Source organism: Pseudoclavibacter sp. RFBJ3 (genome assembly GCF_002931375.1).
In the GTDB taxonomy this organism is placed as follows: domain Bacteria; phylum Actinomycetota; class Actinomycetes; order Actinomycetales; family Microbacteriaceae; genus Pseudoclavibacter.
In genome coordinates this window covers 14,022-36,809 of record NZ_PSXZ01000025.1, presented here as the reverse complement: position 1 = coordinate 36,809, position 22,788 = coordinate 14,022, and the positions used below count along the sequence as shown (strand labels likewise).

Genomic DNA, 22,788 nt, shown 5'->3' with positions numbered 1-22,788 from the left:
GTACAGTGGAGTTCGCATGCGGAAAGTACTGATTTCAACGAGCGCCTCGTTGCCCATCTACGAACAGATCAAGACGCAGGTACGGTCGGCGATCCTGTCCGGAGATGCCGCGGCAGGCGAGACGTTGCCGTCATTGCGCCAGTTGGCGGCAGACCTCCGAGTGAGCGTCATCACCGTGACTCGCGCGTACAACGACCTCGTCCACGAGGGCCTGGTCCGCAACGAGCACGGCCGCGGATTCGTCGTGCTGGAGGTCGACCCCACGATCGCCTCCGGAGCCCTGGAGGAGCGAGTCGCCGCCACACTGCACGAGCTGCTCATCGCAGCTCGAAGCGCCCACATCGACATCGACGAAATGCACCGACGCCTTGATGAGGCTTGGAGGAACAATGACTGACGACGCAGCGCAGATCTCAGACCTGCGCATCACTCGACCCGACTTCACGGTCGAGGACATCTCATTCAGCATCCCGCGCGGTTCCGTGGTTGGACTCGTCGGCCCGAACGGCGCCGGGAAGACCACGATCATCCGCTCTCTCTTGGGCCTGATCACCCCCGACGCGGGCCGCATCGAGGTCTTCGGCGGCCCAGCTGGAGCGAGCACGGCTCTCGCGAAGACGGGCATCGTCCTCGACCGGCCGACAGCCGCCGAGGACTGGCGCGTGACGTCGCTCGGCCGAAGGCTCGCCCCGTTCTACCCGAAGTGGGACCACGCTCGCTTCGCGCAGCTGCTCGACCGGTTCAGCATCCCCGAGAAGCGGCGAGTCGGTGAGCTCTCCCGCGGCCAGGGCGTGAAGCTCGCGCTCTCCTGCGCCCTCGCGCAGCAGCCGGAGCTCCTCATCCTGGACGAACCCTCGAGCGGACTCGATCCGGCATCGCGCCGGGAGATCACGGACGTGATCCGCGAGTTCATGGTGGACGCGCGGCACGCGGTGCTGTTCTCGACGCACATCACAACCGACCTCGACGAGCTCGCCGATGACCTCATCGTGCTCGTGGGCGGGCGCATCGCGCGCCGAGGCCCACTCCCCGACGTCAGGGAGAGCTACGCCATCGCGCGCGGCACAGGCACCGTGCCCGCGAGCGCACTCGGCCCCCAGCACACCGGCCAGGGATGGTCCGCACTCATCCGCGTCGACGACTCCCCCCAGTACGGGCCCGAGGTCGTGATCGACGAGGCGACCATCGACGACATCATCATCCACCTGGCTGCCGCACACGAGGAGGCAACGGCATGACGCTCGCATTCACTCGCTTCGACCTGATGTCCTGGGCCGTCAAGAAGCAGACGCTGCTGCTGCTCGCGTTCATCGCCCTGGTCGGCATCGTGCTCCCGCTACCGGGGATGGCGATCGCCGCATCCGCCCTCGTCACATCCCTGATCCTGTCCGCCCCGTTCCTGGGAGACGAACGCGATCGACTCGACACGCTCTACGGAGTGCTCCCGATCTCGCGGGGCGCAGTTGTCGTCGGGCGCGCGATCTCGGTGCTTCTCTACGGCCTCGCCGCGGTGGCCGTAGCGACAGCAGTGACCTTCGTCATGGCGTGGGTCCGCAACCGCGAGCTCGCGCCCGAGCTGCTCCTCGTGAACTACGCGGCGGCGTTCGCGATCATCGGCCTGGCGGTCGGCGTGCAGCTGCCTGTGCTCTTCCGCGTCGGCTACACCCGTGGACGCTTCATGGTCTACGCCCCGGTGATCGTCATCGCGGGCGGAGCCTGGGTGGGCCAGGCCGCCGGCGTCCTCGGCGACGACACGTTCTCGGCCCTGCCCCTCGAGGGCATCGTCGCGGCGTGCGCCGCCATCGGCATCATCGGCATCACCGTGGGCACCGGTCTCGCTGCACGCTTCTACCGGGCGCGCGAGCTGCGCTGACCGCATTCCTGCACTCCGCCACTCCCGCACTCCTGGCGACCCGCATCGAACAGCATGCATTGCAATACCTTGCATTACAAAGTAAAGTGCAATGCATGACAACCTCAGTCGGTGCGCAACTCCGCAAGGGCGTCGTCGAGTACTGCGTCCTCGGGCTCCTCCAACAGGGGCCCATGTACGGGTGGCTGATCTCAGAACGACTGGTCTCCCTCGGGCTCATCGGCAGCATCGGAACGCTCTACCCGTTGATGACTCGACTGCGCGACCGCGAGCTGATCGCCGCGCACGCCGACGACTCCGACTCTGCGCGACCCCGGAAGTACTACGCCATCACCAGTCAGGGACACGCCGAGTTGGAGCAGTTCAGGTCCCAGTGGGCGCCGTTCGCCTCCGCCGTGGAGGAAGTCACGCAATCACGAACGACCACCACCACGACCGCGAGCGACAGCATCCGCTCACGCGACCAGACGGAAGCAGGAGACCGATGAAGCCTTTCGAATCGCAGAACGAAATCGCAGGCAGCTACCTGAAGGAGCTCCAAGCAGCGCTTCGCGATGGGGCACCCCAGGTCCGAGACGAGGTGCTCAACGACATCGCGGACACGCTCCGCGGCCTCGATGCCGACGAGACTCGAGTCCGCATCCGAGAGCTCGGGGCACCGAGCACGATCGCAGCCGACGCCATGGCGGAGACGCCCTCGCCCGAAGGGACCGGGCCGAGCCGCGCGTACCCGATCATCATGTCCATCGTCCTCATCGCCGGCTGGTACCTGGTGCCGGTGCTCGGCTGGGTGGCCGGACTCATCATGGTCGGCGCGAGCCAGCACTGGTCGTCGCGAGTGCGCAGGAACGGCATCCTCGCGTCCGTCGCCGTGATCGCCGTCTCCACAATCGGCCTCTTCGCGTTCCGCGGGACAGACGCGTGGGTCGCCGGCGTGATCATCTTCGCTGTGCTGCCGCTCCTCGGCAACATCTTCGTCGCCGACTACCTCCGCCGCCGCTGGGCGCTGCCCGGCCAGCACTAGGTCCGACGCGCACCCGGCCCGATCTGGCCCAGCTCGACAGCTCTGCCGATGACCGATGATCCGAACTCTGGAGGAGAATGCCGGTATGCGCCTCCGTCGATTCACTCCAGTGCTGCTCGTCCCCCTCGTGCTCGCAGCACTCGTTGGATGCTCGCCCACTGCGCCCACGGAACCGGAGCCGCCGAAGTTCAAGCTCTCCCTCAACGAGGTACGCGACGCATCGGTGGAGGTGGCCGAGGGGATGGTCGCGGAGTTCCCGGAAGCAACGGGGCTCATCGAAGCCGATCCCAACGTCTCAGCCTGCGCCGGCGAGGAACCCAGAATCGGTCGTTGGGTGTGGGCGACGACGTTCTCGTCCACCGACCTCGTGAACACCGTCACGAAACTCCAAGAGGAGTATGGCGACGCCGTGACCTCCACGGGCACCGCGAGTGAGACGGTCGAGTATGCCGACGGCTCCACATGGCCTGCGACTGGCTCGCACACCTTGATCGAAGACGAGACCGGGTCGTACCTCCTGAACTACCCAGCTGGAACCGAAGGACAGGTCCTGCTTCGCGTGGTCACCGCCTGCGGAGTGCTGCGCTGAGCATCCCGCCACCGAGACGATTCGGAACCCACGGGTCTCGCGTATCTGGGCGCTAACGCCTCCCTGCCGAACCCTGCTAAGTTAGGTGCAATCGTTCAGCCCGCCCGGTCCACCGGTGTGGGCTGGATTTTTTTGTCCGAGAGGATGCCGAGAGTGTCACCTTCACCGAAGAAGTACCTCACGATCGGAGAGCAGGCTCAGCTCCTCGAGAGCCGGGGCATGGAGCTCGACGGCAACCCCGAGCAGTGGCTGAAGTCGATGAACTACTACCGGTTGAGCGGGTACTGGTACACGTCGCGTCGATTCGAGACAACCACTGAGGGCGCGCCCTCACGATCCGATCAGTTCCAACCGGGGACCAAGTTCTCAGAGGTTGCGGCACTGTACGAGCTTGACCGCAAACTTCGCTCTCTTGTACACGTCGGGCTCGAGCGGGTCGAAGTAGCGCTCCGCAGTCAGGTCAGCTACGTCCTCGGGCGCTACGGCCCTTTGTCCTACGAGGACAAGTCCCTGTTTCGGGATGCCTTCAACCACTCGTCGTGGGTCGACAAGACGCACGAACGGGTGAAGCGGACGGCCCGCAGATCGATGTTCATCAACCATCACATGCAGAATCACGCTGGGGTGATTCCGATCTGGGTGCTCGTCGACGTCCTCGACTTCTCGGACGTATCGATGCTCTACGACGGAATGCGCGCAACAGACCAGTTCGATGTGGCTGAAGGCATGGGTATTCGTCTCCGACTCGACCGGTTATCGCACAGGCAACGCGGCAAAGCCGTCAAGCATCATCCGTTCGCCCGGTGGCTCGAGCAGCTGACGGTCGTTCGCAATATCTCTGCCCATCATGGACGCCTTTGGAACCGCTCCCTCGTCCCGGCTGCGACAGGGGCGATGAGGACCATCGAAGAGTTGGAGAGCCTTCCTCCTGGACAGAGCGAAGATCTCTACGGAGCGCTCGCGGTCATCGCGCAGATCTTGACAGCTGCCGCGCCCGACTCGAATTGGGCACTCAAGGTCGCGTCGGAAGTCGAGCGCGGGTTCGCGGCGCTGCCCGGGCGGGATGTCAGTGAGATGGGGTTTCCCGGCGATTGGCGCGATGTCGGCGTCTGGAGGGCCTGAGAAGCGCGCCGTCCGCAGTGGGTCGTTTGCGCAGGATTTCCTGGGTGGGCCACACCTATCTCGCCGAGCACGCTCGCAGAGCGTCCCCTCGGAACCGGTGACCCGATCAGCGATAGCGTGATCGCATGACAGGCGGCACTCTGCGTTGGGCGACCGAAGCTGATGCGCGGGCAGTCGCCATCGTGCACGTCGACTCGTGGCGAGCGGCCTACGCGGGCCTCATCCCCTCGGAGGTGCTGGCCGCCCTGAGCGTCGAGCAGCGCACCGCCGGCTGGACACGGTGGATCGCCGCCTCCCTGCGCGGCGATGCGACGGACCTCGACGCCGTGCGCCCGCATCGGCTGCTCGTCGCCGAGGACGGGGAACGCATCGTCGGCTGGGCCGCGTTCGGGCCTGGGAGAGACCCCGACGATGGGCACCGAGGGGAGCTCGGTGGCCTGTACGTGCATCCAGACCACTGGTCGACGGGGGTCGGCGCCGCGCTCATCCGTCGCGCCGAACAAGAACTCCGCACGGCCGGCCACTCGGACGCCTACGTGTGGGTGCTGACGGGCAACGACCGGGCGATCGGCTTCTACGAGCGACAGGGCTGGCGTGCGGACGGAGCCAGCAAGATCGCGGATGAGGGCAGCGCACGCGCGCTCGTCGAACTCCGACACACAAAGCCCCTGTCTTAGTCATGCCGAAGAAGCGCTGACCGAGAAGGACCTGGGGCGGCTGGCCTCAGCGACGGATACGCTGGGCCAGCCGCCCGACCTGGAGGCGACGCCTGGACTAGACGCCCAGCTGCCCCAGCCACTCTGTGACGGAGCGAGGCGTGATGCCGAGGCGCCGCTGCGCGCTCGTCGCCTCCTCGATGACCTCGTGGGGCTGCGTGGCTCGCCACTTGTAGGACTCGACGACGGGCGCAGCACCGGGACCGATGACACGCCTGAGGTCCTCTCCGAACGCATCCGGATCACGACTCTCGAAGCTGACCGGACGACCAAGGTGCGCTGCGAAACTCTGCGCCAGATCGTCGCCGAGCAGACCGGGGAGGGCGCCGACGCCGACGATTCCGGTGATCGCATCGTCCTGCAGCAGTCCGACGACGACGTCAGCGACGTCGAGGTGGGAGCTCCAAGAGACCGCATAGTCCGCACGGATGGGGTAGCTGAGAACGCCACGCTCCTGCACCGACTCGACGACGAACGGCAGCAGGAGGTTCTCGAGGTAGAGGCGGGGCTGCACGATGGCGGTCGAGATCTCGGCTTCCTCGAGCCTGCGCACCAGCACGGCGAGCGCGCTCTCTGGGTCCTCCAGCGTGTACCCGCTCGTGGAGACCACGACTCGGGCCGGAGTCGACGCCTCGGCGGCGTCGGCGACCGCGTTCGCTGCGGACAGCTGGTCGGCCGGCGATCCGATCGGCAGGTGGACGAAGATCCCCTGAACTCTGCGATACGCGTCGGTCAGCGAGGCGGCGTCGGTGAAGTCGACGGCAACTGCCGTTCCCGGGCCGGCATAGGAGCTCGGTGTGCGAACCGCGGCGGTGACATCGAGGTCGGCCTGGGCGAGGGCTGCGATGACGGGGGCGCCCTGGGCACCAGTGGCGCCATGAATCAAGTAGGTCATACGCCCATTAGTGCACAGGATGCATCGGTTACGTCAACTGCACTAAAGGGATATGCTCAAACTCATGCCAAGATGCGACGATCTCCCCGAGTGCGGTGTCGCCCGATTCCTCGTACTCCTCGAGGGGCCATGGGCCACCTTGATCGTGCGGGAACTGCTCCACGGCCCCCTCCGGTTCACCGAGATCAAGGACCGCCTCCCCGGCATCAGTGCGCACACGCTCACGAACCGGCTGCGGCGCTTCGAGGCCAACGGGCTCGTCACACGGACGTCCTACCCGGAGATCCCGCCGAGGGTCGTCTACGAGCTGACCGAGGTCGGTAAGCAGCTGCGGACGGTCCTCGACGCCATGAACGCGTGGGCCTTGTCCGTGCCTGAAGTCGCCAACGCGGAGTGACCGGTTAGCTCCGCCATCACCGTTCTACTAAAATCCTTGCTCGGAATTGCTAGCCATGTCACGAGGTTCGCCTGATGCCTCGTGCCGACCGAGCAAGGAGCCGGCCGTGCAGTCGCCCGAGTCAAAACTCACCCCAAGCAGCTACGGCGCGGTTCGCCGGACGACCAAGGGAGAGAAGACTCCCCGGATCACGCAGAGCTATGGCGCAGTCTCGAAGGCGATCCGTGGGGAGGGACTCCTCGATCGCACGCTCGGGTTCTACGGCGCCCTCGCAGCAGGTCTTCTCGTCGCGCTTGCCGCCGCGATCACTGGGTTCATCCTGCTCGGGGACAGCTGGTTCCAGCTGCTCATCGCGGCGGCACTCGGGGTCATCTTCACGCAGTTCGCGTTCCTCGCTCACGAAGCCTCCCACCGCCAGGTCCTGACCTCGGGCAGGGCGAACGACCGGCTCGGTCGTTTCCTCGCGGCCGGCATCGTCGGGATGAGCTACAGCTGGTGGATGACGAAGCACACGCGTCATCACGCCAACCCCAACAAGAAGGGGAAGGATCCCGACATCGACTTCGACACGATCTCCTTCACGGAGGAGTCGGCGAGCGAGCAACGGGGTCTGCTGGCACTGATCACCCGCAAGCAGGGGTACCTCTTCTTCCCGCTGCTGACCTTCGAGGGCTACAACCTCCACTTCCGGTCCATCAAGTCGCTCTTCGCCAGGGAGAAGATCACGGGTCGGTGGGTGGAGCTGACGATGATCGCGGTCCGCTTCGCGATCTACCTCGGCGCGATCTTCTGGATGCTCCCGCTTGGCCTCGCGGTCGCGTTCGTCGCCGTGCAGATGGCCGTGTTCGGGGTCTACATGGGGGCGTCGTTCGCGCCCAACCACAAGGGCATGCCGCTCATCCCCGCCGACGTGAAGCTCGACTTCTTCAGCAGGCAGGTCCTCACCTCGCGCAACGTGCGGGGCGGCTGGTGGGCCAGTGCGCTCATGGGCGGACTCAACTACCAGATCGAGCACCACCTCTTCCCGAGCATGCCGAGGCCGCACCTCGCCCGTGCTCGCGAGATCGTGCGCGCCTACTGCGACGAGCAGGACGTGCCGTACGCGGAGACCTCGCTCCTGGAGTCGTACCGCATCGTGATCGAGTACCTCAACAGGGTGGGCCTCCAGGCGCGCGACCCGTTCGACTGCCCCGTCGCCGGCGACTTCCGGCGCCGCTAGGCGACCACGCCCACTTGCCTCGATGAGCCCAGAGCTCAGAGCTCGCGCGCGAACCCGCGAACGGCGTCTACGACCGGCGTCTGCCCCTCGTTCAACTCCAGGATCTGCCGCCTGATGGACGGCTCGAGCACCAGCGCCTCGAGGACTGCGGCCACATCCTCGCGGGGTATCTCGCCGTGCTCCTCTGCGGGCCCGAGGGAGACTTCCCCGGCTCCAGCGTCATCCGTCAAGAGCGATGGGCGGAGGATCACCCAATCGACATCCTGTCGGGTCAGGCTCACCTCTGCCCGCTTCTTGACCGCGAAGTAGTGTTCCTCGTCGTCGCTCAGCGCTCGTTCACGCCACGCTTCTGGAAGCACGGAGAGCAGAATGAGTCGCACCCCTCGGACGCGCTCGACCGCCTCCGCCACGCGACCGAGGGCGGCGAGGTCGATATCGTCCGTCACGCGCTGGGGGCCAGCGTTCGAGCCAGCGGCGTACACGACGACATCGCAGTCCCGGATCATCGCCCCGAGCTCGTCTGTGGTGGAGGCTCCGAGGTCCCCGAGCAGCGGCGACACCTCGGCCCGCTCGAGCGCTGCGGCCTGCCGCCGCGTCCGAACGAGACCGGAAACGGGCACGCCCTGACCTTGGAGGCGGGCCGCGAGCAGCCGGCCGACCCTGCCTGAGATGCCGAAGATGAAGACGCGAGGAGGCACCGCCCGCTTCGGCGCTGACTTCGACGTCCCATCGACCTCGGCATCACTGTCGGCATGAAGAGTTGAGTGGACGGGCTGCGAAGTGATGGCGGTTCCTCTCATCCGCGAGTTGGACGCCGCCTGTTGGCACCGCAACTCGATAAGCTACTTTCTGTAGCAACAGTAACCTACTGAAGGTAGCTTAATGACGGCCCAAGCAGCACCACCCCCCGAGGAACCACGGAAGCGTCGCCTCCCCTGGGACGCTCGCCACCAGGATCTGCTGGAGAAGGCGCTGGCCATCGTGCGGCAGGACGGGGTAGACGCCCTGACGCTGGGCACCCTCGCCGAGCACGGGGGCGTGTCGAAGCCCGTCGTCTACGATCACTTCGAGTCGCGCTCGTCGCTGCTGACCGCCCTGTACCGGTGGATCGACGCGGAGCGGAAGCGGGCGTTCCAAGAGGGGATGGCCCAGGACGGCCTCGCCCACGAGCCCACGATCGACGCCCTCTCCGAGACGTACATCCGGTGCGCGACGGATGCCAGCAGCGAGTTCTTCGCCGTCGGGGCTGCGATGACGGGCAACGAAGAACGTGCCAGCATCTACCGCGAGCTCGAGGAGACGGGCGTCCAGATGTTCGAGGCGATCCTTCGGCCGCACGTCGTCATGCCAGAACCGGAACTCCACCTCCTCTGCATCGCCCTTGTCGGCGCGGGCGAGTCCCTGTCGGCCTCGACCCTCAAGGGGGCGATCACGGAGGCCGAGGCGATCGCGACGTACGCCCAGCTGATCGGACTGGCGACGAAGAAGGACAGCGGATGTCGGAGCTGAGCGCCGACGACCGCGTGATCCTCGTCCATGGGTGGCCGGGACTCCCGTCGGACTACGACGCGGTGCGAGACGCCCTCCAGCCCGCGACGACGCTCGTGCCCGACCTCCGCGGATTCGGAGCAGCGTTCGCGGGCGAGCTCCCGCTCGCTGAGGCCACTGCGGAAGCGCACGCCCGCCGTCTCCTCGATGGGCTTGCGGACCCTGCCAGCGGCGGCCGCACCATCATCGCCGGCTACGACATCGGCAGCCGAATCGCTCAGGCGGCGCTTCGCCTCGACCCGTCGCGGTTCGACGGGGCCGTCCTCACCCCCGCGTATCCGGGTATCGGCGACCGAGCGACGGCGCCGTCCCTCGCACCGACATTCTGGTACCAGCACTTCCAGCGCGAGCCGATCGCTGCCGAGCTGATCGATGGCAGACCCGACGCGGTCACCAGCTACCTCGACTACCTCTGGCGCACCTGGAGCGGAGCCGCCGCACCCCAGCGTCACCCGCAGCGCGAGGAGCTCATCGCGGCCTACTCCCGGCCGGGAGCGTTCGCCGCGAGCATCCAGTGGTACCTCGCGAATCGCGGGTACGCGGGCGAATTGCCACCGATCGAGACCCCGACCGTCATGCTCTGGCCGACGGAGGATCCCCTGTTCCCGATCGAGTGGGCCGACCGGCTCGACGATCACTTCAGCCGCGTCAGCCTGCACCCCGTCGTCGGAAGCGGACACCTCCTCCCGATCGAAGCACCCGCCGCGTTCGTCAGCGCGATCCGCTCCCTCGTCGTCGCCAGCGAGCACTGAACACACCGGGCGCGCGGCGGCCGACGTCGCCAGGACTCAGAGCGCTCCGTTGCCGGTGGGTCCCTCGGCGAGGTCCCTGAACCGGGGCGCGCCCAGATGCATGCAGAGGGCCGCGAGGCTCAGCAGCGTCGCGAACACCGCGAGTACGACCTCGGTCCGCACCACGCTCCCGAGGACTCCGATCGCCAGCACCGTCGACGCGGATGCGGCGTAGGTGGCGACGGCGAACTTCGACGCGAGCGAGCTCTGCTGGCTCGCGGCCGCTCCGCGCGTCAGATGCACCAGCGACGTCCGGTAGGCCACAGCCCCTCCCGCACCGAGCAGCGCCATCGCGAGCAACGCGAGCGGGTTGTTCGAGAGCAGCACCGACGTGACCGCGAGCGCACAGCCGACGGCGAACGCGAGGTGACCGCTGGCTGCGGGGAGCAGCCGACCGAGCGGCACGCTCGCGAGCTGAGCGACGGCCGCAGCAACCAGCATGGTGACGCTGCCGCCGAACTGCGCCAGCGGCATCGCGGCATCGGAGAACACCGTCGGCGCGTAGACGACGCCAGCGCTGAGCCCCGTCCAGACCACCGCGGCGCGCGCGATCGTCCGGACGTCGGCGCGCGTCAGCCGACGGGAGGTCGGAGCCCCGACTCCGCGCTTGCGCGCAGCCCGTGGCACGCTCCGGGGAAGCAACAGGACAAGGGCCAGTGCGAGCAGGAGCGCTATCGCGGCGCCAGCAACGTACATGGACATCGCCCCGGCGACGGTCTCGAGCGCCGCAACCCCCTGGGCGATCGCGGTGCCGACGACAGCGCCGACGAGGTTCCCCGTCGCGGCCAGCCCCCGCCCACGCCCTTTGAGCGCATCCACCACCAGACCGGCCGCACCGCCGGTCGCGAGCCCGACCGCGACCCCGGTCGCCGCCCGCCCGACGAGCAGCTGCACCTCGTTCGATGACGCGAGGAGCAGGTTCGCGAGCGCCGCGATGAGCAGGGCCGCGACCACGGCCGAACCGGGTGTCACTCGCAGCCGGGAGAATCCGACGACCAGGAGGGTGGCAACCGCTGCTGACACGTAGACCACGAACGTCAGCGACACACCGAGCGGGCTCAGGGGCACCTCGACCCGGAGCATGGGCAGCAGCGGGTTGATGCTGTTGGCGCCGGCGATCACGAAGCCGAAGGCGATGGCCGCGAACGCAGCCAGCGCACGCTCCCTGGGGCGGATGTTCGTCAAGGGGACTCCAGATATCGCTCACCGATCGGATCGCGAAGGCCCCGAAGGTCACCTGGCGCGCGGGTGCCACGCGCACACCCTGCTGAGCCCGAGTGTACCTCCGAACTGCCGGTGGACACCGCCCCAGGATCCGTGTAGGTTCATGCAACGGACATGTGACTGGTCATGCAGGCAGGATCCGATTGTTGCTCTACAGAGCTACGGTCGGGTCCTTTTTTGTTGCCCGGAAGCTGTCCCCCGAGTTCCAATGGAGGAGCACAACATGAACATCAGCTCAGAGGCGGCAGAGATCCTCGAGCACGTCGGCGGGAGCAGCAATGTGTCTGCCCTGCAGCACTGCTCGACCCGCCTGAGGTTTACCCTCAGCGACGACAGCCCCGTCGACGAGGCGGCACTCAAGTCCATCCCCGGCGTGCTCGGCGTGGTCCGCGGACCCCAGACGCAGGTCATCGTGGGAGGACGAGTTCTCGAGTACTACCGAGCGGTCGAGAAGCTCCGCTCCGGGTCACCGACCGCCGCCGCGACCGAGAAGCCCCGGACCCCGTGGACCGTGAAGCGGGTCGGCTCCAAGGTGCTGGACTTCGTCGTCAGCGTCTTCGTGCCCATCATCCCCGCCATCGCGGGCGCGGGAATCTTCAAGTCGCTCCTCGTCCTCGCGGCCGCGCTCGGCTGGATCGACCGGGAGAGCGACTCGTACGCGCTCATCGCCGCCGTCCCCGACGCCGTGTTCGCGTTCCTGCCGCTGCTTGTCGCCTACACCACCGCGAAGAAGCTCGACGTGAACCGGCCGGTGGCCCTCGGCTCCGTCGCGCTGCTCCTCTTCCCCGGGTTCACGAGCCTCGTGAGCCAGGATGGCGGCGCGGCGCTCTTCGGGATCCCCGTGCCCGTCGTCAACTACAACGCGCAGGTGTTCCCCGCGATCCTCGCCGTGCTGCTCCTCTGGGGTGCAGAGCGCTTCTTCACGAAGTTCTCGTGGCCGCCCATCCGCACCTTCTACGTGCCCCTCATGTGCTACCTCGTGGTCGCGCCCGCCACGGTGTTCCTCATCGGTCCGTTCGGCTTCGAGATCGGCGACCTCTTCGCAGGCCTGCTCTTCAACTTCCACAACACCTTCGGGTGGATTGCCGTCGCGCTCCTCGCCGCCATCCTGCCGTTCCTCATCTCGGTCGGCATGCACAAGCCGCTCCTGCCGCCGACGATCACGACGATGGCCACGTACGGCAAGGAGAGCTTCTACCTGACCGCCTCCCTGGCGCACAACATCGCCGAAGCCGGCGCGAGCTTCGCCGTCGCTGTCCGCACCCGCAACCAGGTGCTCCGCGCCACGGCCGTCTCCGCAGGCTTCTCGGCGCTGTTCGGCGTTACCGAGCCGGCCCTCTACGGCGTCACCCTCCAGAACCGACGCGCACTCATCGCGGTGCTCGCCGGCGCCATCACCTCGGGCGCGTACCTCGGCATCACGCTCGTCGACACCTTCGCGATCGTCAGCCCCGGCCTCGCGAGCTTCTCCATGTTCATCGACGCCCTCGACCCGTGGAACCTCATCCACGCCCTCATCGGCCTCGTGATCGGCGCGGCTGTGTCGTTCATCGTCGGCGTCGTGCTCTGGAAGGACTCCGACTCCGGCACCCTGCGCGTGCTCGGCAAGACCGACGAGCACGCGGATGCGAGCGCGGACGCGGGGGCGGATGCCGCAGCGGGCTCGGCACAGCCTCGCGCGCTCACGATCGTCTCCCCCATGCAGGGTGAGGTCGTCGAGCTCGCCTCACTCGGCGACGGGGTCTTCTCGACGGGTGTGCTCGGTGACGGCGTCGCGATCCGCCCCACGGATGGACGCGTGGTCGCCCCCGTGTCGGGCACCGTCACGTCCCTCCTCGACTCGCAGCACGCGATCGGCATCCGCACTGACGACGGCGTCGAGGTGCTCGTGCACGTCGGCATGGACACCGTCGTCCTCGAAGGCGCCCCCTTCACGACGCACGTCGCGCAGGGCGACCGGGTCGAGGCGGGCCAGCCCGTCATCGACGCGGACCTCGACGCCATCGCCGCGGCCGGCCTCGACACGATCACCCCCATCGTCGTCGTCAACACGGCCGGGGGCGACGCGCAGTTCGACACCGGCCAGCACGTCAACCGGGGTGCATCCCTCATCTCACTCACCAACATCAAGGAGACCGCACATGGCACTGTCTGATCACTTCCTCTGGGGTGGCGCAATCGCCGCGAACCAAGCCGAAGGCGGCTGGGGCGAGGATGGCCGCGGCTGGGTCGTCACCGACGTGCTCCGCCGGCACCCGAACGCCAACAACGACGACTTCGCCGCGCTGCACGCCGTCACCCTCGAGAGCATCGCCGAGGCCAAGCGCGACCCGGACCCCACGTACTTCCCGAAGCGGCGCGCCATCGACTTCGTGCACCGCTACAAGGAAGACCTCGCCCTGTTCGCCGAGATGGGCTTCAGCGTGCTGCGGGTGTCGATCCTCTGGTCGCGGCTCTACCCGACCGGCGAGGAGCTCGAGCCCAACGAGGACGGCATCGCCTACTACCTCGACCTGTTCGAGGAGATGCAGAGCCACGGCATCCAGCCCCTCGTGACGCTGTCGCACTTCGACGCGCCCCTCGAGCTCGCGGTCACCCGCAACGGCTGGCTCGACCGGGCCACGATCGGCCTCTTCGAGCGTTTCGCCCGCACCTGCTTCGAACGGTTCGGGCACATCGTGAAGCGGTGGATCTCGTTCAACGAGATCGACGGCATGGAACGCCACCCGTTCACCTCGGGCGGCATCATCGAGGAGACCGTCACGGGGACCTCGATCACGCAGGCCTGCTACACGGCCCTCCACCACCAGTTCATCGCCGGCGCATCCGTCACCCGCATGCTGCGAGAGCTGCACCCGGACGCGCAGATGGGCTGCATGATCACCATGCTCACGACCTACCCGCGCACCTGCCACCCGAACGACGTCGCCGCGACGCGCGCGAAGGAACGCCTCCTCTACATGTGCTCGGATGTGCAGGCCGGCGGGTCGTACTCGCCGATCGTGCTCCGCCAGCTCGAGGAGATGGGCGTCACCGTGCCGTTCGAGGACGGCGACGTGGAGCTCCTTCGCCAGCACACGGCCGACTTCGTGTCGTTCAGCTACTACATGTCGATGACCGAATCCGTCGACCCCGACGCCGAGCGCACGCCGGGCAACACGGTCCTCGGCGTCAAGAACCCCTACCTCGGCTCGTCCGAGTGGGGCTGGCAGATCGACCCGATCGGGCTGCGCATCTCCCTCCTCGACCTGTACGACCGCTACCGCAAGCCCCTCTTCATCGTGGAGAACGGGCTCGGGATGCGCGACACGGTCGACGAGGACGGACGGATCCGCGACGACTACCGCGTCGAGTACTTCCGAGCGCACTTCGAGCAGATGATCCAGGCCGTGGACGAGGGCGTCGACCTGCTCGGCTACACCAGCTGGGGGCCCATCGACCTCGTCAGCTCGTCGACATCGCAGATGAGCAAGCGGTACGGGTTCATCCACGTCGACCTCGACGACCTCGGGAATGGCACACTGGAGCGCCGACGCAAGGACTCGTTCCACTGGTACCGCCAGGTCATCGAGTCCAACGGCGCAGACCTCAGCTAACCCCCTCCCCTCCAAGCGGCGTCAAAGGAGACCACCGTGCCCGCCATCAAGAAGGTCCTCAATTCCAGTGTGGTGCTCGTCGTCGACGACCGCGGCGTCGAGCGCGTCCTGCTGGGCAAGGGCATCGGGTACGGCCAGAAGCCGGGCGACGAGGTTTCGGCCACGATCACGGACCAGGAGTTCATCTCCCTCCCTGACTCGGATCACCGGAACCTCGTCGAGCTGCTCGCTCAGATCCCGGCAGAGTACGTCGAGCTGACCCGCGAGATCGTCGCGGATGCGGGTCGAGCGGGACTCACCCTCGACCCGCACGTGTACCTCACCCTCACCGACCACCTCCACTTCGCGGTGGAGCGCTACCGGAAGGGCATCGCCCTCACGAACCGGCTCGCGTGGGAGGTGCGCACCGTCTACCCGGACCACCACGCCGTGAGCGTCCGCGCCCTCGACGACGTCGAACGACGCCTCGGCGTGCGGCTCGGCGAGGAGGAGGCAGCCAACGTCGCCTTCCACCTCGTCAACGCCGACACGGGCAAGCTCGGCGTCGACTCGATGCGCGTCGTCGACCTGGTCGCGAAGGTCACGAGCATCGTGACGATGACCTCCGCCGTCCGGGTCTCCAGGAAGGACCTCCACGCCTCGCGGTTCCTCACGCACCTGCAGTTCTTCGCGGAGCGATTCTTCGCAGGCCAGCTGCTGGGCGGCGACGACTTCCTGTTCCGGAACCTCAGCGAGCGCGCCCCTCGTGCGATCGCGACCGCGGAACGCGTGCGCACGTTCATCCGCGAGACGCACGGCGTGGAGCTTCCCGACGAGGAAGTGGCCTTCCTCGCAGTGCACATCGCGCGCGCCTCGCCGGAGTAAGGAGATGAACGCGGCGCCCCATCCCTCCTACCGGCGTCGGTCCCCGGCTTCGGCCGCCTGACCCCGGAGGCGACCCGCGACCCACACACCGACCAGGGCGAGTGCGGCGGTGGACCCGAAGACCGCGAGGAACGCGGGCGTCGTGGCGCCGAGCCGTGCGACGGCCGCCCCACCGAGGCCGGCGATGACCGCCGTCGCGAGGGTCTGCGCGAGCTGCAGGCTCGCGCTGATGCTCCCCGCGGCCGAGGTCGGCGTGGCCGACATGGTCGCCGCCGTCGACGCGTTGAACGCGATCCCCATCCCGATTCCCGCGATGCCCCAGCCGACGACGGCCCAGCCCGGCCAGACCGCCGGAAGCGCGACAGCCGCCCCCATGAGCAGCTGGCCACCCAGCAGGACGAGCATCCCGACCCTCGTCGAGCGAGCGCGCTGTCCGGGCCGGGCTGCGTCGATCCGCGCCTGCACGAACGACCCGGCCGTCCAGGCGAGCGCGCCGGCCGCGAGGCCCAGCCCTGCGATCGTGACGTCGAGGCCGTGGATGCTCGTGAGCCCGAGGGGCAGGAACGCCTCCGACCCGAAGTACACGCCGCACAGGATGAAGCGCACGACGACCCCGGCCGGCGCACCACGGCGCGCACGGAATGATCCCACGGGCAGGGTGCTGCGCAAGCCGATGGCCGCGGCCACCAGGCCCACGACAAGCAGCGCGAGCATCAGCGGGAGCGCATCCACCTCGAGGCCGAAGAGCACGGCCCCCGTCCCGACCGCCAGGAGCACCGAGAACCAGACGGGCGCGGAGAACAACCGGCCACTCCGCACCCTCGGGCTTGCCGAGACCCGGCGTGCACCCGGCAAGACGAGCGGGAGGAGGAGGATCGTGATCGGCGCGATGGTCCAGAACACGACGCGCCAGTCGAGCACCGTCGTGAGCACCCCGGCGAAGACCGGGCCCAGGAGCGACGGGATCGTCCACGCAGACGACAGGAACGCGAACATGACGGCCTGGAGCCGAGGCGGATACGCGAGGCCGACCAGGCTGTAGGCGTACGCCATGATCGCTCCGACCCCGAACCCCTGGAGCGCTCGCGCGGCCACGAACACTTCCCACCCGGGGGCGAGACCAGCGAGCAGGCAGCCGAACGCGAAGACCAGGCTTCCGACCACCACTGCCCGGGCGGGCCCCCTCCGGTCGATGTCGTTCCCGGCGACGACGGTGCCGACGATGCTGGCGAGCATGAGCGCCGAGAGCCCCCAGCCGTATCTGCGCAGGCCTCCCAGCTCCTCGGCGACGGTCGGGAGGACGGTCGCGACCCCCAGCGATTCGAAGGCCACCGCCCCGACGCTCACGAGGATCCCGATCGTGGACCCGCGCAGACGGGGCGAGAAGACACCTCCGGCCTCGACCTCTGAGGGTGTCGTCGCCTCCGCCGTCGAACGCGATTCATCCTGCTGCATGCGCACTCCCATTCATTACATTCCACACCGGAACGTAATGAATGTAGGGTACGGTGAGGCAATGCCGCAACCAGAGCCGCACGCTGCACCCCGGACCCGATCACTGCCGCACGGCCGCCCCCGCGACGCGACGATCGACGCCAGGGCGACCGAGGCGGTCATCGGCCTCCTCGAGACCGGCCAGTACCGCTCGCTCACGATGGAGAACGTCGCGGCAGCCGCCGGGACGAGCAAGCCCGCGCTTCGACGACGCTGGAAGAGCCTGCCCGGCATCGTCGTGCACACGCTCATCTCGGTGCTCGGAACGACTCCGACACCAGATACCGGCTGCGTGCACTGCGACCTCGTCAGCGGCATCTCGAACATCGCCGACGGGTTCAGCAACTCCCCCATCACCCGCGCACTCCCGGGACTCCTCGCCGACCTGGAGGCCGACCCGGAGCTCCGCGAGCTGTTCCTCCGCGAGTACTTCGAGGCTCGCCGCGCGACGAGCAGGACAGTCCTCGAGCACGCCATCGAGCGAGGAGACCTACGGGCGGGACTCGACATGGAGCTCACCCTCGACCTCCTCGCGGCACCGCTCTACTACCGAGCGTTCTTCGGCCACCAGCCGATCGACGCGAAGCTCGCCGAGCGCACGGTGCTCAGCGTCCTGACCGGTATCGCCGACCCCTCCTGGCAAGAACGGCACCACTCCTAGAACAGGGCCAGCCGCGATCCGTCTCCCACATAGAGCGACCCTATCGACGCATCGACTCTCCGGATGCCTGAGAGGAACTCCCCGGACGCCGACCGGATACGCCGCCCCGCAGCGCGCCAGCAGCAACCAAGCTGCAGACCACGAACACTCCGGCCCCGGTGGCGACCGGTATCGCGAGGTCGACCACCCCCAGGAGACCGCCCATCGTCGCCCCGATGGCAAGCCCCAGGAGACCGAGCACGCGCGTGCTGGCGCCGACGCGTCCGAGCAGCTCGTCCGGGATGAGGCGCTGGCGGAGGGACTGCGAGCAGATGTTCCAGACCGTCGCGTGCAGGATGTAGAGCGCCAAGAGTACGCCGGCGACGATCGGGTTCGTCGTGAGGCACAGCCCACCGAGCGTCAGCGCCCCCAGCGCCAGACTTGCCACGATCGTCCATCGGTATCCGAGCCATGCGCGAAGCCGGGCTGCGAGGAAGGAGCCGAGCAAGCCACCGAGGGCCGACGCCGCGAGCAGCAAGCCGTATCCGGTGCTGTCCAGGCCGAGGCGCTCCTCGGCGAACAGCACGAGAATCGAGAAGGGCAGCATGTAGCCGACGCTCGCGAGCGCTCCGATGAGCGCAAGGCTCCCGACCACACGGTGGCGTGCCAGCCAGGCGATGCCCTCGCGCACCTCGACGGAGACCGAACGTCGTGCGTCGCGCGCATCCGATCCTGGCCTCGACAGTCGCCGAATCGGCAGCGCGAGGGCGACGAGGCCCGCGACGGCCCACAGCCCACCCATCGCGAAGACAGGAGCCGCTGCGGCGAGGGCGAACAGCAATCCCCCGAGGGGAGGGCCAGCGAACTCGTCCGCGACGAGCTGCGCCGCCGCGACCCTCCCGTTCGCGGAATCGAGTCGCTCTCGGTCGACGAGCGACGGCAGCATGGCCGATGCGGCGTTGTCCGCCGCGCTCTCCAACGTCGCGACCACCGCCATCGCTGCATACAGGACCATGAGGGAGGAGAAGCCGAGCTGGATCGCCAGGGCGAGCCCCAGCAGGGCGCAGCCGCGCAGCACGTTCGCCGCGACGATCAGGGTCCGGCGGTCCACCCGATCGACCCAGACGCCGATGGGCAGCGCGACCAGGAGGCGGACCAGGGCGTAGAGCGTCGCCAAGCCCGCGACGAGGCGCGGGTCGTCGGTGACCGAGGCGGCCAGCAGCGGCATCGACACGAACGCGATGCCGTCTGCCAGGTTCGACAGGGCGTTCGCGCTCCAGAGCACACGAAATCCGCGACCGAGTGGCATCCGGGAAGCCTACCGATGCGTGGCTTGCCTGATATCCCTCACCAAGCGCGGAGTCCGAAAGCGTCGCACCTCTGGCAGCCAGGCCCGGGCCGGGTAGCTCAGCCGCACGACGAAGTAGTTGAGGTACTCGACGGCCCCGAATGCCCATGTGAACAGGACGAGCACCGCGACCAGCCAGGAGCTGGGCCACCAGGCCACGACGCCGACGAGACCGCCGACGAGCACCGCGAGGTTCAGCCACTTGAGCACCCAGAACGTGCGCGCGAGCCCGACGGGCATCCTGGAGGTGCCGACCCAGCGGCGGGCGAGCAGCCAGTACGAACCACCGTGCAGGAGCACAAGCAGCAGGGGTGCGAGCGCCGACCAGAACGCGGCCACGTCACTGCCCGACGGCAAGATGGGTGGCACGACCCACACCCCCAGCATCGTGAAGGTCAGGACCGACGCCAGCTCGCCGGTGCCGAGCGAGAAGTACTGGCGGCGGGCAGCGTCGCGCAGCCCGGGCAGCGAACCGCTGGGACGGGACGGACTCACCCCGTCGAAGCCCGGCGTCCGACGATCCGTCACCTCGACCGCTCGACCGAGTTGCCATTGCCGCTGCTGCTGCTGCGCACGACGAGCCTCGTCGGCAGGATGCGGTGCTCCCCGCTCCGCGGCTGCTCACCTTCGGCGCTCGCGTCGACGCGCCCCACCACCATCTCGACGGCCGCGGATGCGAGCTGCGCCGGATCCTGCGCGAGGCTCGTGAGCTGCAGGTACGGCAGCTCGGCTTGCTCGGAATCGTCGAAGCCGACCACGGCCAGGTCCTCCGGAACACGCTTGCCGAGGAGGCGCGCCTGGGCGACGACGCCCTGCGCGCTCCGGTCGTTGAAGGCGACAACCGCAGTGGCGTCCGGGTAGCGCGCCAGCGCCTCCTCGATCACCTTCGCGCCGGCGGCCTCGGAAGCTCCGCCCGCGAGGATCGCGACCTGGTCGCCGAGTCCGGCAGCAGTCGTGGCGGCGAGGAACGTGGCCGTGCGCACCTCATCACCCGAGACGCCAGGCGCCCCGAGGTACAGGATGCGCGAGTGCCCGCGCTCGTGCAGGTGCCGCACCGCCAGCTCCATGCCGCGCGCGTCGTCCATGGACACGCTGTCGAACGACGCCGACGAGTACTGGCTGGCGACCGTGACGACGGGGACCTCCTCGGCGATGCGGTCGAGCTGCTCCTCGGGCAGCGACGCTCCGAGCAGGACGAGCCCCTCGACCCGCTCCCCCAGCAGCGCCTCGATCGCATCCGCCTCGCCCCGCCGCTTCGTGACCGCGGCGAGCGACACGTTGTACCCGGCAGACCGGGCCGCGAGCTGGAGCTCGTCGATGAGCTCGCCGTGGAACGGCTGCGCCGCGTGGAAGACGATGCCCACGAGGCGCGAACGGCCCTGCTTGAGCATCCTCGCCCGCTCGTCTCGCCGGTACCCGAGACGGGCCGCGACCTCGAGGACGTGCGCGCGAGACTCCGGGCTCGCGCCGGGCACGTCGCGCATGACGATCGACACGAGCGGCTGCGAGACGCCAGCCGCGTCGGCGACGTCGCGCATCGTGACGCGCTTGCCGCCGCCCGGTCTCGCCGGGCGGCGGGCGTCTCGTGCGTCAACGTCGCTCATACCTCGATGCTAAAGGCCTCCCGGAAGCTGCGGAGCGCGAGGTCGGAGTCACCGGACGCGAAGGCCTCCATCGCGACGACCCCGCGGTAGCCGAGCTCGTCGAGTTCCCGAGCGACCCGCGGGTAGTGGATCTCGCCCGTTCCCGGCTCGCAGCGCCCTGGCACATCCGCGACCTGGATCTCGCCGATGTAGGGCAGCGCGCGCCCACACAGGTCGACGAGGTCACCCTCGCCGATCTGCGCGTGGTACAGGTCGAGGTTGAGCCGGAGGTGCGGGCTGTCGACCGCAGCGACGAGCGCGATCGTGTCGCTCGCCCGGTTGAACGGAACGCCGGGGTGGTCGACGGCGTGGTTGAGGTTCTCGAGCGTGAACTCCTTGCCGTGCTCCTCGCCGAGCTTCGCGAGGCGCTCCAGCGTGCGCAGCGCGGCGAGCCAGTCGGCCGGAGTGGTGTGCGCACTCGGACGCACGGGCAGGCCGTTGTCGTCGAGGCCGGTCCCGTGGATCACGAGTCGCGGCACGTCCAGCACCTGGGCTGCCTCGAGCGACTCGCGCGCCGTGGCGACGATCGCGTCGGCCCCGTCCGGGTCGATGAGCTCTCCGCGAATGTACCCCGACATGGAGCCGAACGTCGCGCCGGTCGCGACGAGCGCATCCAGGTCCTTCTCCCACCATCGCCAGATCTCGACCTCGAAGCCGGCCTCATCGATGCGCCGCACTCGCTCCTCGAACGGGAGGTCGAGGAACAGCATCTCCGCGCACGCGGCGAGCACGAACGGCGACTCGGCAGCGCCCGAACCAGCACTCGAGCCGGCGCCAGCGACGGCCCCGCTCATCGGACGACCTCGACGGGTGCGCCGGTCTTGACCGACTCGATGCAGGCGAGCGCGATGACCATGGCCTCGAGCGCGGCCTCCGTGCCGGGGCGGGGGCTCTCGACGCCGGCGACGGCGTCGACGAACGCCTGCAGCTCGCCCGTGTAGGCGGCTCGCATGAGCTGCGTGTCGGCGCGCACCGTGTCAAAGGACGCGCCCGCCGCGCCATAGAGGCGCAGGCTCGACGCCGCCAGCTCACCCGCGGTCGCCATGCCGGCGCTGCCGAAGACCTCGGCACGGGTGTCGTAGCCGTAGGCGGCCGAGAAGTTCGCCTCCGCAGTTGCGATGGCGCCGTTGTCGTAGCGGATCGTGACGACAGCGGTGTCGAGGAGGCCCTTGTCCTTGAAGTCCGGCGCGACGAGCGCATCCGCGACCGCGTAGACCCGGGTGGCGCGGGCGCCCGGGTTGAAGAAGTTGAGGGTGTCGAAGTCGTGGATGAGGGTCTCGAGGAAGATCGTGAACGGCGGGATCGCCGCAGGGTTCGCGAGGCCCGGGTCGCGGGTCACCGAGCGCAGCAGCTGCGGCGTGCCGAGGACTCCCGCGTCGAGGGCGGAGCGAAGCTCAGGGAACCCGTTGGCGTAGCGGCGGTTGAAGCCGACCTGGAAGATCACGTCGTGGCGCTCGACGGCGGCCTCGACGCGGCGCAGCTCCTCGAGCGAGACACCCGTCGGCTTCTCGCAGAAGATGGCCTTGCCTGCCGCGGCCGCCTGCTCGACGAGCGCCGTGTGGAAGCGGGGCGGGGCCGTGATGACGACCGCGTCGAGGTCTGGGCGGGCGAGCAGCTCGGCGATGTCCGTGTACGACTGCTCGACGCCGAGCGTCTCGGCGAGCTTCGCCGCGGCGCCCTCGACGGGGTCGGCGATGGCGATGAGCTCGGCGTTCGGGATGTCGCGGGCGATGAGCGCGGCGTGGTTGCTGCCGATGCGGCCGGCGCCGATGAGCGCGACACGAATGAGGGGGGTCTTGGACATG

General features: G+C 68.4%; 25 protein-coding genes. 16 read left to right on the top strand and 9 right to left on the bottom strand.

Going from position 1 to position 22,788, the window contains the following annotated elements:
* Positions 1 to 49: 49 nt before the first annotated feature.
* The 8 genes from C5E07_RS17705 to C5E07_RS17670 all read left to right on the top strand — a co-directional run bounded on the left by C5E07_RS17705 (position 50) and on the right by C5E07_RS17670 (position 5,285).
* A complete protein-coding gene (locus tag C5E07_RS17705; protein WP_258064032.1) occupies positions 50 to 397 on the top strand; it encodes a GntR family transcriptional regulator in 348 nt (115 codons plus the stop codon).
* On the top strand, positions 390 to 1,238 hold the full coding sequence (locus C5E07_RS17700) for an ABC transporter ATP-binding protein (protein ID WP_181058156.1): 849 nt from the start codon (positions 390 to 392) through the stop codon (positions 1,236 to 1,238). Before C5E07_RS17705 ends, C5E07_RS17700 begins: the two co-directional genes overlap by 8 nt.
* On the top strand, positions 1,235 to 1,873 hold the full coding sequence (locus C5E07_RS17695) for an ABC-2 transporter permease (RefSeq protein WP_181058154.1): 639 nt from the start codon (positions 1,235 to 1,237) through the stop codon (positions 1,871 to 1,873). The genes C5E07_RS17700 and C5E07_RS17695 overlap by 4 nt, the downstream gene beginning before the upstream one ends.
* Positions 1,874 to 1,968: 95 nt before the next feature.
* A complete protein-coding gene (locus tag C5E07_RS17690; RefSeq protein WP_104301186.1) occupies positions 1,969 to 2,361 on the top strand; it encodes a PadR family transcriptional regulator in 393 nt (130 codons plus the stop codon).
* Positions 2,358 to 2,897, top strand: coding sequence for a hypothetical protein (locus tag C5E07_RS17685; protein WP_104301184.1), 540 nt, complete (start codon positions 2,358 to 2,360; stop codon positions 2,895 to 2,897). The genes C5E07_RS17690 and C5E07_RS17685 overlap by 4 nt, the downstream gene beginning before the upstream one ends.
* Before the next feature lie 85 nt (positions 2,898 to 2,982).
* The gene (locus C5E07_RS17680; RefSeq protein WP_104301182.1) at positions 2,983 to 3,486 is read left to right on the top strand and encodes a hypothetical protein; all 504 of its coding nucleotides are present in this window, start codon (positions 2,983 to 2,985) and stop codon (positions 3,484 to 3,486) included.
* 219 nt (positions 3,487 to 3,705) lie between these two features.
* Positions 3,706 to 4,608 (top strand): Abi family protein, encoded by a 903-nt coding sequence (locus tag C5E07_RS17675; protein ID WP_258064031.1) that lies wholly within the window; start codon positions 3,706 to 3,708, stop codon positions 4,606 to 4,608.
* Positions 4,609 to 4,733: 125 nt separating this feature from the next.
* Complete coding sequence (locus C5E07_RS17670) at positions 4,734 to 5,285, top strand: GNAT family N-acetyltransferase (protein WP_104301180.1); 552 nt, start codon at positions 4,734 to 4,736, stop codon at positions 5,283 to 5,285.
* A gap of 97 nt (positions 5,286 to 5,382) precedes the next feature.
* On the opposite strand, the gene C5E07_RS17665 is transcribed toward C5E07_RS17670, so the two are convergent.
* Complete coding sequence (locus C5E07_RS17665) at positions 5,383 to 6,219, bottom strand: SDR family oxidoreductase (protein WP_104301178.1); 837 nt, start codon at positions 6,217 to 6,219, stop codon at positions 5,383 to 5,385.
* A 64-nt stretch (positions 6,220 to 6,283) separates the two neighbouring features.
* Between C5E07_RS17665 and C5E07_RS17660 the strand changes: the two genes are divergently transcribed.
* Together C5E07_RS17660 and C5E07_RS17655 are read left to right on the top strand one after the other, a co-directional pair.
* Positions 6,284 to 6,616, top strand: a complete 333-nt coding sequence (locus C5E07_RS17660) for a helix-turn-helix domain-containing protein (RefSeq protein WP_104301302.1) — start codon at positions 6,284 to 6,286, stop codon at positions 6,614 to 6,616.
* Positions 6,617 to 6,722: 106 nt separating this feature from the next.
* On the top strand, positions 6,723 to 7,835 hold the full coding sequence (locus C5E07_RS17655; RefSeq protein ID WP_258064030.1) for an acyl-CoA desaturase: 1,113 nt from the start codon (positions 6,723 to 6,725) through the stop codon (positions 7,833 to 7,835).
* A 35-nt stretch (positions 7,836 to 7,870) separates the two neighbouring features.
* Here the strand turns inward: C5E07_RS17655 and C5E07_RS17650 are convergent, their stop codons facing one another.
* Positions 7,871 to 8,533, bottom strand: coding sequence for an NAD(P)H-binding protein (locus C5E07_RS17650; RefSeq protein ID WP_219820035.1), 663 nt, complete (start codon positions 8,531 to 8,533; stop codon positions 7,871 to 7,873).
* A 184-nt stretch (positions 8,534 to 8,717) separates the two neighbouring features.
* Here C5E07_RS17650 and C5E07_RS17645 point away from each other — a divergent pair, with 184 nt between their 5' ends.
* Both C5E07_RS17645 and C5E07_RS17640 read left to right on the top strand, forming a co-directional pair.
* Positions 8,718 to 9,344, top strand: a complete 627-nt coding sequence (locus C5E07_RS17645; RefSeq protein WP_104301172.1) for a TetR/AcrR family transcriptional regulator — start codon at positions 8,718 to 8,720, stop codon at positions 9,342 to 9,344.
* A complete protein-coding gene (locus C5E07_RS17640) occupies positions 9,332 to 10,135 on the top strand; it encodes an alpha/beta fold hydrolase (protein ID WP_104301170.1) in 804 nt (267 codons plus the stop codon). The genes C5E07_RS17645 and C5E07_RS17640 overlap by 13 nt, the downstream gene beginning before the upstream one ends.
* 36 nt (positions 10,136 to 10,171) lie before the next feature.
* Here C5E07_RS17640 and C5E07_RS17635 read toward each other — a convergent pair whose 3' ends face one another.
* The gene (locus C5E07_RS17635) at positions 10,172 to 11,359 is read right to left on the bottom strand and encodes an MFS transporter (RefSeq protein ID WP_181058152.1); all 1,188 of its coding nucleotides are present in this window, start codon (positions 11,357 to 11,359) and stop codon (positions 10,172 to 10,174) included.
* Positions 11,360 to 11,621: 262 nt separating this feature from the next.
* On the opposite strand from C5E07_RS17635, the gene C5E07_RS17630 reads away from it, so the two are divergent.
* From C5E07_RS17630 to C5E07_RS17620, 3 genes are read left to right on the top strand one after another with little or no spacing between them, the layout of a single operon-like run.
* The gene (locus C5E07_RS17630; RefSeq protein WP_104301300.1) at positions 11,622 to 13,553 is read left to right on the top strand and encodes a glucose PTS transporter subunit IIA; all 1,932 of its coding nucleotides are present in this window, start codon (positions 11,622 to 11,624) and stop codon (positions 13,551 to 13,553) included.
* Positions 13,540 to 14,994, top strand: a complete 1,455-nt coding sequence (locus tag C5E07_RS17625; RefSeq protein WP_104301166.1) for a family 1 glycosylhydrolase — start codon at positions 13,540 to 13,542, stop codon at positions 14,992 to 14,994. The genes C5E07_RS17630 and C5E07_RS17625 overlap by 14 nt, the downstream gene beginning before the upstream one ends.
* Positions 14,995 to 15,030: 36 nt before the next feature.
* Entirely contained in the window at positions 15,031 to 15,858 is an 828-nt protein-coding gene (locus tag C5E07_RS17620; protein ID WP_104239894.1) for a PRD domain-containing protein, read from the top strand.
* 27 nt (positions 15,859 to 15,885) lie between these two features.
* Here the strand turns inward: C5E07_RS17620 and C5E07_RS17615 are convergent, their stop codons facing one another.
* Complete coding sequence (locus C5E07_RS17615) at positions 15,886 to 17,313, bottom strand: MFS transporter (protein ID WP_258064029.1); 1,428 nt, start codon at positions 17,311 to 17,313, stop codon at positions 15,886 to 15,888.
* 61 nt (positions 17,314 to 17,374) lie between these two features.
* Here C5E07_RS17615 and C5E07_RS17610 point away from each other — a divergent pair, with 61 nt between their 5' ends.
* Positions 17,375 to 18,013, top strand: a complete 639-nt coding sequence (locus C5E07_RS17610; protein ID WP_104301162.1) for a TetR-like C-terminal domain-containing protein — start codon at positions 17,375 to 17,377, stop codon at positions 18,011 to 18,013.
* A gap of 40 nt (positions 18,014 to 18,053) precedes the next feature.
* Here C5E07_RS17610 and C5E07_RS17605 read toward each other — a convergent pair whose 3' ends face one another.
* Genes C5E07_RS17605 through C5E07_RS17585 form a run of 5 tightly spaced genes read right to left on the bottom strand, consistent with a single transcriptional unit; the run spans position 18,054 to position 22,787 of the window.
* Positions 18,054 to 19,301, bottom strand: coding sequence for an MFS transporter (locus C5E07_RS17605; protein ID WP_104301160.1), 1,248 nt, complete (start codon positions 19,299 to 19,301; stop codon positions 18,054 to 18,056).
* Between the two features lie 9 nt (positions 19,302 to 19,310).
* Positions 19,311 to 19,868, bottom strand: coding sequence for a hypothetical protein (locus C5E07_RS17600; protein WP_258064028.1), 558 nt, complete (start codon positions 19,866 to 19,868; stop codon positions 19,311 to 19,313).
* Positions 19,865 to 20,944 carry a LacI family DNA-binding transcriptional regulator gene (locus C5E07_RS17595; protein ID WP_104301158.1) on the bottom strand — a complete coding sequence of 360 codons (1,080 nt, stop codon included), beginning with the start codon at positions 20,942 to 20,944 and terminating at the stop codon, positions 19,865 to 19,867. Before C5E07_RS17595 ends, C5E07_RS17600 begins: the two co-directional genes overlap by 4 nt.
* Positions 20,941 to 21,777, bottom strand: coding sequence for a TIM barrel protein (locus C5E07_RS17590; protein ID WP_104301156.1), 837 nt, complete (start codon positions 21,775 to 21,777; stop codon positions 20,941 to 20,943). Before C5E07_RS17590 ends, C5E07_RS17595 begins: the two co-directional genes overlap by 4 nt.
* Positions 21,774 to 22,787: a Gfo/Idh/MocA family oxidoreductase gene (locus tag C5E07_RS17585; RefSeq protein ID WP_104301154.1), complete on the bottom strand. Its 1,014-nt coding sequence runs from the start codon at positions 22,785 to 22,787 to the stop codon at positions 21,774 to 21,776. The genes C5E07_RS17590 and C5E07_RS17585 overlap by 4 nt, the downstream gene beginning before the upstream one ends.
* Position 22,788: the final 1 nt, after the last annotated feature.